10 protein-coding genes are annotated in these 13,126 nt (G+C 33.7%); 1 reads left to right on the top strand and 9 read right to left on the bottom strand.

All coding sequences use genetic code 11. The features are described 5' to 3' along the window. Nucleotides 1-9: 9 nt before the first annotated feature. The gene (locus tag C1X07_RS07085; RefSeq protein ID WP_103069279.1) at nucleotides 10-432 is read left to right on the top strand and encodes a secondary thiamine-phosphate synthase enzyme YjbQ; all 423 of its coding nucleotides are present in this window, start codon (nucleotides 10-12) and stop codon (nucleotides 430-432) included. A gap of 65 nt (nucleotides 433-497) precedes the next feature. On the opposite strand, the gene C1X07_RS07080 is transcribed toward C1X07_RS07085, so the two are convergent. The 9 genes from C1X07_RS07080 to C1X07_RS07040 all read right to left on the bottom strand — a co-directional run bounded on the left by C1X07_RS07080 (nucleotide 498) and on the right by C1X07_RS07040 (nucleotide 12,988). Beyond that, complete coding sequence (locus C1X07_RS07080; protein WP_103069278.1) at nucleotides 498-938, bottom strand: hypothetical protein; 441 nt, start codon at nucleotides 936-938, stop codon at nucleotides 498-500. Nucleotides 939-1,142: 204 nt separating this feature from the next. Next, nucleotides 1,143-3,746: a TonB-dependent receptor gene (locus tag C1X07_RS07075; RefSeq protein WP_103069277.1), complete on the bottom strand. Its 2,604-nt coding sequence runs from the start codon at nucleotides 3,744-3,746 to the stop codon at nucleotides 1,143-1,145. A gap of 462 nt (nucleotides 3,747-4,208) precedes the next feature. Continuing rightward, nucleotides 4,209-5,855, bottom strand: a complete 1,647-nt coding sequence (pgi, locus tag C1X07_RS07070; RefSeq protein WP_103069276.1) for a glucose-6-phosphate isomerase — start codon at nucleotides 5,853-5,855, stop codon at nucleotides 4,209-4,211. Between the two features lie 3 nt (nucleotides 5,856-5,858). After that, nucleotides 5,859-7,118 carry a peptidoglycan DD-metalloendopeptidase family protein gene (locus tag C1X07_RS07065; RefSeq protein ID WP_103069275.1) on the bottom strand — a complete coding sequence of 420 codons (1,260 nt, stop codon included), beginning with the start codon at nucleotides 7,116-7,118 and terminating at the stop codon, nucleotides 5,859-5,861. Between the two features lie 12 nt (nucleotides 7,119-7,130). Then, a complete protein-coding gene (locus C1X07_RS07060) occupies nucleotides 7,131-8,096 on the bottom strand; it encodes a tryptophan 2,3-dioxygenase family protein (RefSeq protein ID WP_103069274.1) in 966 nt (321 codons plus the stop codon). Next, entirely contained in the window at nucleotides 8,096-8,875 is a 780-nt protein-coding gene (locus tag C1X07_RS07055; protein WP_103069273.1) for a DUF3108 domain-containing protein, read from the bottom strand. The genes C1X07_RS07060 and C1X07_RS07055 overlap by 1 nt, the downstream gene beginning before the upstream one ends. 433 nt (nucleotides 8,876-9,308) lie before the next feature. Beyond that, entirely contained in the window at nucleotides 9,309-10,301 is a 993-nt protein-coding gene (locus tag C1X07_RS07050) for a fumarylacetoacetate hydrolase family protein (protein WP_103069272.1), read from the bottom strand. Between the two features lie 210 nt (nucleotides 10,302-10,511). After that, complete coding sequence (hppD, locus tag C1X07_RS07045; protein ID WP_103069271.1) at nucleotides 10,512-11,651, bottom strand: 4-hydroxyphenylpyruvate dioxygenase; 1,140 nt, start codon at nucleotides 11,649-11,651, stop codon at nucleotides 10,512-10,514. Between the two features lie 179 nt (nucleotides 11,652-11,830). Next, nucleotides 11,831-12,988 (bottom strand): homogentisate 1,2-dioxygenase, encoded by a 1,158-nt coding sequence (locus tag C1X07_RS07040; RefSeq protein ID WP_103069270.1) that lies wholly within the window; start codon nucleotides 12,986-12,988, stop codon nucleotides 11,831-11,833. Between the last annotated feature and the right edge of the window lie 138 nt (nucleotides 12,989-13,126).

The following is a 13,126-nucleotide window of genomic DNA, read 5'->3' as shown; positions in this document are numbered from 1 at the left end:
TTATTATTTATGAAATTTTTCCAAAAAGAAATACAACTACCATCATATCCAAGAGGGTTTCACTTAATTACTGACAAAGTCATCGAAGAGATGCGGGAGATTAAACAAATCACAATAGGACAGTTACAGGTATTTATTAAACACACTTCTGCCAGTCTAACTATAAATGAGAACGCAGACCCAACAGTACGTCAGGACTTTGAAAGCCATATGAATGTTATGGTACCCGAAAATGCACCATATTATATCCATACCTATGAAGGACCAGATGATATGCCTGCGCATATAAAATCTTCACTGATGGGCACTTCTATACAAATACCCATTACACAAGGAAAGTTAAACCTAGGTACCTGGCAAGGTATTTATCTTTGTGAACATCGTGACTATGGAGGATCAAGAAGAATAGTAATAACCGCTTATGGTTCTTAGATTGACTAAGAACTGGTCTGCCCTTAAATTCTACAGCCTTAAAACGTAATAATTATCTATTTAATCTAGAACCAATTCGCCCAAGGAATACGAGATAACATAAGTATCCATGCAATAGTATAAAAAATAGCTAATACCTTAAACTTGGGTGTTGAAGTCAGTTTTTTCTTATGTTTAGAATATCCCATTGTAATAAAAACAATTGTTAAAATCATTACCAATGGATGTTCTACATTATATAATCTCAGGGTAGCATCTTTCATGATTTCTCCCATTTTATGAGTCCCAGAGAACCACACAACAAGAGGAGATACAAATAAAATTACAATACCTACCAGAAGTTGGATATGTGTAACGATAAGCGCAAATAGAGAAACTCTAAAGTCTTTGGGAGAATATTCTCTTTTGGTAAAAAAACCGGCAAGAGCATTTATAGTTGCCAAAGTAACGACAAGAACAACAAGATAAGCCCAATAAGAGTGAACGATTTGAATAGCTTCGTACATAGTAATATGATTAGTTTATTCAAAGGTACATATTATGCATAAAAAAGCCTTGCGTGCTAGCAACGCATGAGCTTATTTAGATTTGTTCTAGATTGATTTATCTTCAAACAATATTTGTGTACCGACATAATGTAAAAATAAACCTCTCATTCGATAATAGTTGAATGAGAGGTTTTCTTATAATATTATATTTCTAATGAATTATTAGAACTTATAACTTAAACTTGCGTTCCAGGTTCTTCCTACTCCTAAATAGTAGCCAAAAGAGTCTAATTGGTTTATATAAGGAGAGTTAAAAAGGTTTTTTACATTCCCTCTAAACGTTACTCTATTTTCACCTATATTAAACTTGTATGTAAGACCAGCATCTACCAGATCATATGATGGCAGTCTATCTGCTTGATAAACTGCTCCATTAAATGCTGCTTGAGCAACATCTGCCGGATCTACAAAACCATATAGATCTGTATAAATATTGTAATCAATATCAATTGATAAATTATCGAGAATATCTAGATATCCACTAACACCAAATGAAGTTTGAGGAGCGTTACCAACCTTAGTTCCAGTTAAATCTACATTTCCAGAATCTATTATCGTTGCTGTTTGATCATTTGTTAAGGTGTAAGGAGATCTTCCATCAAATTTCCAATTTCCGATAGACCCATATCCTTTTAATCTCCATCTACCGTCATCTGGTCTATATTCTAAATCAAACTCAAATCCTTGGTGAATCTGACCTACACCTGTTAATCTATATGTTGTAAAATCACCATTTGCCTGCTCTGGACCAAAAGTGTTTAAGAAACGATTTGCCCATTCTGTTCTATATACATCAACACTTAAAGCAAAGTTAGATCCTTTAAAACGGTATCCTGCTTCAAAACCAGTGATTTCTTCATTATCAACTTCTGGTTCCACTATATCATTAGAGTTTCTTATATCACCGAATACATTATCTAAAAATGGTTGGCGAGAGAAAAATCCAGCATTAGCAAAAATAGAATTTTGCGGAGATAAGTTATATGATGCCCCTCCTTTTACATTGAATCCTACTTTGTTTAGTTTTTCTGATTTACCCAATCCATTACCTGTTCCTACAAAACGCCCTTCTCTTTGGTATGATTGAGTAGATAATGCCCCTTGAAAAAATACAGCAAATTTATCTGTAGAATATTCTGCCTGACCAAACCCTCCTAGGTAATTGATGTTTTCAGAATAATCAAACTGTGTACGATTAGCCTCATCTGCAAAATCAAATAAGGCTGACCATGGATCTGCTTCATATTCTTCTGTAAATACATAGTCGTCTGGTCTATCCGTTCTAAAGTTATCCGTGAATCCTCTTAGACCTAATAAATCGTTTACTTGCCTAAAGTGATCTCCTCGATATAATCTTCCGTCGACACCAACATTAAACGCCCAGTTTTCATTCATTTCAATATTTAAATTTGAAAGCAACCCATACCAATTATGGTTGTTTACAGAAGATCTTCTTATATAAGAATCCCCAAAGTTTCCAAAACCATTACTATCTGCACTAGCTATGTTGTTTTCAACAATCTGATCAAAGTCTATGTTTTGATTATTATTATTATCAACACGAACTCTACCTCTACCTAGACCTCCGGTTCCTCCTCCACGACCCCAAGATGCGTATAGTACTGTAGACAAATCTAGTTGTTCATTAATATCAAAATCCCAGTTTAAGTTAGCAACTGGCTTATGATAATAATTTCTTCTTTCTGTATATCGTTCACCATTTAAGAAACCAGAGTTTCTATTTTGCTTCTCACTAAATTCTTCGAAAACTTCTAAATCTTGAGAAAAATTTTGCTCATGCCATTGTGGAGCTCCTGTAATCAAAAAATTAAAAGTATTTTGCTCATTTGGTTTATATCCAATGGAGAACAAATAGTTTTGCCCCTGACCAGCGGTACCTTCTGCATATTTTCTATGTGCTTGCCAATGATCTAACAACACAGAGAATGCCCATCCACTATCGCTTAAACCTGTATTATAACCAACAGTTCCTTTGGCATAACTATCATTACCTCCTAATAATCGTACAAAACCACCTTCTTTCTGATCAGTAGTTTTAGAAATAATGTTTATCGTACCTCCAACGGATGAAATAGCTAATTTAGAAGATCCTAAACCACGTTGTACCTGTACTGCATTTGCCACATCAGACATTCCTGCCCAATTAGACCAAAAAATCCTACCATCCTCTGGACTATTAATAGGCTGCCCATTTAATAAAACCGCAGTGTTGGTATTATCAAAACCTCTTAAGAAAATCTGGCTATCTCCAAAGCCTCCTGCTTGATTAGAGACATATACAGAAGGTGTATTTTTCATCGTTTCTGTAAATTCAACATTACCAGCCGCTTTTAGTTGTATATCTTCTCCTTTAATAGTAGCTACCGCAATAGGTGTTTTTCTATCTTCTGCCAAATCGACAACCCCCGTACCTACAAGGATAATTTCTTCTAAAGAATTATCTAACCCTAGGCTAATCGTTCCGAGGTCTTGATTTCCATTAGTTACATCATAAGCAATGTTTTTAGCTTCAAAACCAACATAAGAAATGTTAATTGTTCCTGTAGTATTCTCTACTTTAATAGAAAATTTACCGTCAAAATCCGATGTTGTTCCGTTAGAAGTTCTTACTTCAATAACATTTGCTCCTGGTAGCGGAGCATTTGAATCGGCATCAAATACTGTCCCTGTAACGATCCCTTGCGCAAACGTTTCCCCAACGGTCGCCATAAGGATTACAACAAATAAAAATGTAATCTTTTTCATGAGTGTGTTTTAATTGTTTTTAATTGTCTGAGAACCTTTAACAATGAAAATAATACTTCTTTTTTGAGTGTCTTAAGAATTATTTAAATCGCATCCAGTTTTATAAATAATTGATAGTGTTAATATTCTAGGCAAAAGAACGAATCTTTATGCGTGCATAGTTTATGTTAATGTTAATTTTTTTTCACAATTTAATTATGGATTCAAGGTATAATTATTTTTGTATTCTACTGATGCTTAGTCAATTGAAAATATCCAAAAGTTATTAACCAAAAAATTGTTAATTAAAAATTATTACAAAGTTGCAACAAAGCGGCAGAAAAGGGGTGTTTGAGTTCAAAACTTAGCTTTAAATGCATTAAAACCAGTAATGCCTACAAGATAAAAAAATAATCCCAGATTAAATCTAGGACCATTTTTTTATACAAACTTTACTCTCAATAAATATTAGGAGTTGTTTTTTTATTTAGATTTTTCCAGATATTTATGCATTAGTGCAGTTGTAGAGGAATCATGTTCTCCCTTTTGATTTGTATCAATCTCTGACAAAATATTGGTAGCCAGTTGCTTCCCGAGCTCTACTCCCCATTGATCATAGCTAAAAATATTCCATACAACTCCCTGAACAAAAATGCGTTGTTCATACATAGAAACTAGCGCCCCTAAGCTTTTGGGAGTGAGTTTATCTACCAAAATAGTTGTAGTTGGCTTGTTTCCCGCAAAAACTTTAAAAGGCAATAATTGTTTTATTTTTTCTTCAGAAATATTTTTATTAGATAACTCCTCAAGGACTTCGTCTTTGGTTTTGCCATTCATTAAAGCTTCGGTCTGCGCAAAAAAGTTTGCCATTAACTTATCCTGATGATCCTGATCTCCAAACAAAGAATGTTTAAAACCTAGAAATTCGGCAGGGATTAATTTGGTTCCCTGATGAATTAATTGAAAAAAAGCATGCTGAGCATTAGTCCCTGGTTCTCCCCAAATAATTGTCCCTGTTTGATAATTAACAGGTTCTCCATTTCTATCAACACTTTTTCCATTACTTTCCATAATACCTTGCTGAAGATAGGCCGGCAACCTGTGCAGGTATTGAGAATAAGGGATAATCGCCTCGCTTTCTGCATTAAAGAAATTGTTATACCATATACTGAGCATTCCCAAAATTACTGGGATATTCTCTTCAAAAGAGGTATTCTTAAAATGTTCATCCATTTCATACGCTCCTTCCAATAAAGCTTCAAAGTTTTCATATCCCAATGATAAGCTTATTGATAAACCAACAGCACTCCATAAAGAAAAGCGACCACCGACCCAATCCCATAACGGAAAAATATTTTCTTCTGCAATTCCAAAACTAGTAACATTAAGAATATTACTGGATACAGCCACAAAATGCTTGCCTACAGCCTCTTTTGGAGCTTTTTTCGTAAACCAATTCCTGGCAGTAGTAGCATTGGATAAAGTCTCTTGTGTAGAAAAAGTTTTAGAAACTACCACAAACAAAGTTGTTTCTGGATCCAATCCTTTTAGATTTTGATGCACGTGGTCTCCATCTACATTAGAGACAAAATGTATCTTAAGATGATTCTTGTAATATGCTAATGATTCTGTTATCATTGCTGGACCAAGATCAGAACCTCCAATACCAATATTAACAATGTCTGTAAAAGACTTACCTGTATACCCTTTAAGATCCCCAGAAATAACCTGTTTACTAAAAGATTTTATTTTTTCTTTTACTGCAGTGACTTCGGGAATTACATTTTTCCCTTCTATTATAACATCTTTAGTTGAAGGTGCTCTAAGTGCAGTATGTAAAACGGCTCTGCTTTCTGTCTCATTAATAATGCCTCCACCAAAATAGTGTTGTATCGCTTCATCCAGCTTCACTTCTCTTGCGAGGTCCAATAATAATCTTTGAGTAGAATCATCTATTCTATTTTTGGAATAATCCACATAGAAATCATTCCACGCTACAGAAAAGGCTTTTGCCCTATCCGGAGCTTGCTTAAAAAGGTCTTTGAGATGTATGTCTTTTATATTCTCATAATGAGATTTTAATGCTTCCCAGGCTTTTGTGGTGGTTGGGTTAATAGTTGGTAATGTCATGGTCTATAATATTTCTTGTGGCTTTTGTGGTTTAAAATGAATACTATCTAAATCTGCTTTTAAGGGTTTGATGTGGTTATAAAACCCTGTTCTGAGACTATCTGCTAATGGTTTTGATGCAGGAAGATCTTGCTTAAAAGGATCTACTTCTTTTCCGTTTTTCCAGAATCTGTAGCAAACATGGGGACCTCCGGTATTACCTGTCATACCAATATACCCTATAACATCTCCTTGTTTTACAAACTGCCCCACTTTTACGGCTTGCTTGCTCATATGCAGATATTGAGTGTCATAGGTAGCATTATGCCTGATTTTTACATATTTACCATTACCTCCTTTACGCTCTGATTTAGTTACAATCCCATCTGAAGTGGCTAATATGGGAGTACCAATAGGGGCAGCAAAATCGGTTCCTCTATGTGGTCTTATTTTATATCCATAATATTTGATTCTACGCTTAAGATTATATCTAGACGAAATTCTACTAAATTTCACAGGAGATGTAAGAAATGCTCTACGCAAATTATTTGCATTTTCATCGAAATAGTCAGAAGAATTATTAATAGAATCATCCATAAACCTAAAAGCATATATAGGTTTATCTCTATGTTCAAAATATGCTGCTTTAATTTGTTCAACTCCCGCAGGAATAGTATCATCAATAAATCTTTCGGTATATACAACCTTAAATCTATCTCCAGCTTGTAATCTTGTAAAATCGATAGTCCAGGCATAAATATCTGCCATATTATAAGCTACCAAAAAATTAAGATCCATATCATCAAATGTCTGCATCAAACTATTGGTTATGATTCCTGAAGCTTTTTTTTCTACGAGGGTTACCGGTTTTTTACTTTTTTTAGCAATAATACTATCTCTAAAATCAATCACTGTGTAATCAATTTTGTTGTTTTGATATACAAATACCTGTGCTTTTTCTGTAGTATCTTTAGATTTGAGAAGCATATAAGGTTTTCCTGCTTGAATTCTGGCAACATTAAACGTGTCTTTTATTGTATTAGTTATTTCAAATACTTTAGTTCTACTAATACCATGTGTATCCATAATAGCACCAAAGCTATCTCCTGGTCTTATGGTGTCTTTGACAACATTAAAATCATTGAGAACATAACCAAATTCGGTAATGACGGGAGGTGTTGTTTCCTTAATAACTTCAGGAGCAATACTCTTTAATTCTTTTTTTTCTTTCTGACATGAGAATAACACTACCGCGATAAGTAGTATGTAACCTATTTGTTTCAACTGACGACTGTTTTATTTTGCGGTATTAAATCGATGAGCGACCCATTGTTGACCCCAATTTTCTTTTTCTTCAGTACTCCAAAGATTTGGAAAAAACATGATTCTCTGGAAACTTGGAGGTAAAAACTTTTTCCAATTTGTTCCTCCTGTTGCCAAAACCTCACCTTTTTCTTTATTGAGATACCTATACGCAGCACCCATGTGCATTAATAACCAATTAATATTCACATTAGTGTCAAAAGTACGTAATGCTTCGATAAGGTGCACATTATTTTGCTCTTTTTCTGGGAGTTCAAGATATTTATGAAAAATTGTACTGTGTTGTACCTGGTGAGCAATACGCATCATTCTAGGAGTGTATCTATATTCGAATTGTTTGAGCGTAAGTGTTTTTTCGCCAGTTTCTTTATCGGTTGCACCAGATTTCCAGTACAAATGCTCGAACACTTCTCCTAGCATATCTGTTTCAGAAAACTGATCTCTTTCTTTGGTATTAACCAGATTTACCAATGGTGTAGAATAAATCTCAATCAACCTGAATTGCACGGATTGAAACCCACTTGCTGGCAGAAGAGACATTCTATACTTAAGAAATTGTTCCTTATCCATTCCTTTAATCATAACATCAAAAGAATTGATCAACACTCTAAAATAGCGATTTACTCTATTTATTTTGTCTGTAAAAAATGTTGCAGTTTGTAATTTATCATCAATAATTTGTTTTAATTCATGGATGATCAATTTAAAATAAAGTTCTGTGATTTGATGATAGGTAATAAATATCTCTTCGTCTGGAAAATGTGTTCTTGGAATTTGCAAACTTAACAAAGTATCCAAATGAATATAATCCCAATAGGTTAAATATCGATCATGAAGCAAACCGTCTAGATATGATCCCAAATCCTGACCAGAATTCTGGAATTTTTTCTCTAATTGTTTTATTTTCTCGGCAATTTCAGGTTTTATAGATTCATTCATTAATCTACTACAATTTTAAATGGATGTTTAAGCCCTTTAAAAGCATCTAAATCTGCTTTTATTGAACCTACTAATATATCTGCTTTTATTCTTACAGGCATACGATTATCATCATCACTTACCCAAACAGTCATACTTTCTTCTTCTTTAAAAATTCTATCTGCCTGAACATACGGTCTGAATTTTAGACATGCTACTTTACCTACTTTGGTTTTAATAACTTCACGCCCTAAAAACTTTAATTTAAAACGGTAGTTTTCATTATCAAAAAACATATTCACAAATTGCTCATCACCTTTTTTAAGAGAGGAAGTATTAATGCTATTACGCAAATAATAAAAAGAAGACATCATATCCTGAACATCTGATTTAATAGAAAATGTCTTTTTGGTATTGTACTTTTTATTAAAAACTAACGCTTTGCTGTTCTTATGGTTAAAATTAATTTCTATATCCTTAGTATGCCCTCCTTCATTTATTTTTCTTATAAACCGGTATGGTTTCACTTTATTTTTATCAATATAGGTCTCGTAATAGTCTTCTACTTTAAAGAAAACACTTAAAATACCAGAAGACTTACCTATTCCAACAATATGATGTACAGGCATACCATTTAGTTTTTCTTCTTTGACCTCGAGTGTGGCATAGCTCGCAGTAAACAGACCATAATGAATCCTAAACCTAAACCATTCACCAGAATCAAACGCTTTATGATTTTTCTGGGCAAAGGCAGGAATCGTACTTATCATTAAAAGTAAAACTAAAATATACTTCTTCATAGTTTAGGGCATTGTTATTGTTTAACACATATATAATTTAGTTAGGTAATTACAATATCCATTCCAAAAGTACTATTTAATGCGAAGAGATAAAAATGTATATTGCTATCAAACAAAAAGTATAAACAAAAAAGAGAGCCACCACAGCTCTCCTTTTTACTTTTATTAACCAACTAAAAACTTAAATTATGAGAATAATTATTGTTTTAGATATATGTGGTAACCACTCCACGTATATATGCAAAAATGAACTTTTTTTGAACAATTATCAAACGAAAACGTTTTTTTATTATGGAATTTAACATAAGTTTATGTGGTTTCCCCTTAAAATTGCATTTTTCTCAAAACAAGAAAACACTGATTTATCCAAAAAATTAGTTGTTTGAATTACTTTTTTTAGTCTGGCTACATCACAAATTAAACGATTTAATGTTTAATTTACAGGTTCATATTTTTTAACAACTTGATCAATTTTTCCAAAAATAGTTTTACCTTGTTTATCTTTCATTTCGATTTCGATTCGATCTTCAAAACTCATAAATGGAGTTGTCGGTTTTCCATCTTTTATAATTTCCAGACATCTTACTTCTGCCAAACAACTAGATCCATCTGGACTTCCTTGATTAGCTACAGTACCAGACCCAATAACCGACCCTGCCATTAAAGTTCTGGATTTTGCTGCATGAGCAATTAACTCTCCAAAATCAAATGTCATATCCACTCCAGCATTTGGAGATCCGATAACTTTGGAGTTTAAAGTAGATATTAATGGTAAATGTACTTTGGCATTATCCCAGGCGTCATCAAGTTCATCTGGTGTAACGACAACAGGCGAAAAAGATGTCCATGGTTTTGACTGATAAAAGCCAAATTGCTTGGATAATTCATTAGGTATAAGATTCCTTAAAGAAACATCGTTAATAATAGCAATTAGTTTAATATGCTTACGAGCATTTTTTGCACTTATCCCCGCAGGAACATCATCTGTTATAACCGCTACTTCTGATTCAAAATCAATTCCCCACTCTTCATTTTCTATTTTAATATCTTCATTAGCTCCAATAAAAGCATCCGAAGCTCCCATATACATCAACGGGTCTGTCCAAAAAGTTTTTGGCAACTCTGCGTTTCTAGCTTTTCTTACCAACTCTACATGGGTTACGTAAGCACTTCCATCTGCCCAATGATAAGCTCTTGGGATCGCTGCCATTGCATCTGAAGGATTAAAATCAAACGCTTCCGGCAATTCATCATTTTGTAATTTTTTATATATTTTTTCTAGTTCAGGAGAAATAACATCCCAACTGTCTAAAGCTTCCTGCATTGTTTGAGCAATCTCAGAAACTCTTACAGCTTTGGTTAGATCTTTTTTTACTACGATTAATTGCCCGTCTCGGGTATTATTTTTTATGGTTGCTAATTTCATTATTTTACAATTTTATAAGAGTTTGTTTTCTGTATCTTATCCATACAAACAATTACTATTATACAAGAGATTCTGTTAGTAAACATTATTAGAATAATGTACTACCTATAATTGCATACCAATCATTGATTGAGTTCAATAATTGGTATACAAAATAGTGAAGAAAATACTGGATACATTTTCTTCAAAAAAGTATATTTTAGAATATCTTTATAGAGTACCTCTTTGTTCTTGTTCTCTTTCTATTGCCTCAAATAATGCTTTAAAATTACCTTTTCCAAAAGATTGTGCTCCTTTTCGTTGTATAATTTCAAAAAACATTGTTGGGCGGTCTAAAACAGGTTTGGTAAAAATCTGCAGAAGATAGCCTTCATCATCTCTATCAATCAAGATTCCCAATTCTTTTAATGGAGCCAAATCTTCATCTATCTCTCCAACCCGATCTAATACGGTTTCATAATAACTCGCCGGAACAGTAAGAAACTCTATACCTCGTTTTTGAAGTTCAGAAACGGTTTCAATAATATTGTCTGTTGCCAAGGCCATATGTTGTACACCTGCGCCATTATAAAAATCTATATATTCTTCAATCTGAGATTTTTTTCTTCCTTCTGCAGGCTCATTAATAGGAAACTTGATACGCCCATTACCATTACTCATTACCTTACTCATCAAGGCTGTATACTCTGTAGAAATATCTTTGTCATCAAAGGATACCAATTGAGCAAACCCCATTACTTTTGCATAGAATTCACACCATTTATTCATCTCGTTCCAACCTACATTGCCTACCATATGATCTATAAATTTTAGTCCTGTAGGCTCTGTTTTATAAGGTTTGTTCCATGGCATATAACCAGGTAAGAAGGCTCCTTTATAGTTTTTTCGTTCTACAAAAACATGTACTGTTTCTCCATAAGTATGGATTCCCGAAAACACAACAGATCCGTTTTCATCTTCCTCTACAACAGGTTCCAGATATGATTTAGCCCCTCTTTTTACAGTTTCTTCATAACTTTTGGTCGCATCATCAACCCAAAGTGCTACAACTTTCACTCCATCTCCATGTGCATTTATATGCTTATTAATATCTCCATCAGGTTGTAGAGGAGAGGTAAGCACCAATCGTATTTTATCTTGTTCTAATACATAAGAAACACTATCTGTACGACCAGTTTCTAATCCGGCATACGCTATTGGTTGAAATCCCCAGGCAGCCTGGTAATAATAAGCAGCTTGTTTTGCATTACCCACGTAAAGCTCTACATAATCTGTTCCCAATAGTGGCAAAAAATCTTCTGCCTGAGGAACTATTTTTTCTAAATTTTGTGGTGTTATATTAGATGACATAATGTTTTATTTTATATAGTTAAAAAATGAATCAATGAGAAAATTCGCAGTTAATCTTCCCTTAACGGTCTAATCTTATAACACTACCACATAGCCCTAAGGTGAGCAGTAATATCTTTCCTATAGTTTAGCATAACATAATATTTAAAAGATGCAACAGAGTCTAACAATACATTTAATCACTCCAACCAAGATTTATGATAATCTTCATCCGCTATTTTCATAGCTTCTTCGGTTACCATAAGTGGTTTAAAAGTATCTACCATAACGGCAAGTTCATCTGTTTTTGTTTTACCAATACTTCGCTCTGCCGCTCCAGGGTGTGGTCCATGTGGGATTCCTGCTGGATGCAAAGAAATATGACCTGCAGCAATATCGTTTCTACTCATAAAATCACCATCTACATAATATAGCACCTCATCACTATCAATATTGCTATGATTATAAGGTGCAGGGATACTATCTGGGTGATAATCATATAACCTAGGCACAAAAGAACAAATTACAAATGTATCTGTCTCAAAAGTTTGATGCACTGGTGGTGGTTGGTGGATTCTACCTGTAATGGGTTCAAAATCATGTATCGAAAAAGCGTAAGGGAAACTATAACCATCATACCCAACCACGTCAAAAGGATGTGTTGCGTACACCATGTCAAAAATTTCGTCTTGCTTCTTCACCTTTATTAAAAAATCCCCTTTTTCATCATTTGTTTCTAGCTCATAAGGTGTTCTAAAGTCTCGTTCGCAAAAAGGAGAGTGCTCCAACAATTGACCAAACCAATTACGGTACCTTTTGGGAGTATATATCGGACTCCTTGATTCTACTATAAATAAGCGATTATCGGTTGTATCAAAATCAAGCTTATAAATAGTCCCTCTCGGAATTACGATATAATCCCCATATTTAAAATCTATATTACCTAAGTGACTACGAAATTTTCCTGTTCCTCGATGTATAAAAATGACTTCATCCGCGTCGGTGTTTTTATAAAAATACTCGGTTGTGGATTCTTGAGGAGCAGATAAAACAATACTTACATCACTATTTGTCAATACATTTTTTCGGCTTTCCAAATAATCCTTTTCAGGACTAACATTAAAACCATGAAGTCTATATGACTTGATATTGTTTTTGATAGCAATCTTAGGAGCTACATTATAGCTTCCTTTAATCTCTTTTACCTGTGTTGGTCTATGACAATGATAAGAATTAGTCGACATCCCGTCGAAACCTATGGTTCCAAACAATTGTTCATAGTATAAGCTACCATCAGGTTTTTTAAATATAGTGTGACGTTTGGGAGGTATTTTCCCTAAAGAATGATAAAAAGGCATGTTGCTGCAAATTTAAAATATTAACTACTTTTTTCTTTTAAAATAATACGAATAGCACGGTTACCTTATTCGGGGTTCCGTTTAATAAGGTAGTGTAGTAATAATAGTAAATCCTGCCAAAACAAGTTCATAATACCA

The organism is Aquimarina sediminis (assembly GCF_002895435.1).
Taxonomy (GTDB): domain Bacteria; phylum Bacteroidota; class Bacteroidia; order Flavobacteriales; family Flavobacteriaceae; genus Aquimarina; species Aquimarina sediminis.
This window is presented reverse-complemented; position numbering and strand designations above follow the sequence as displayed.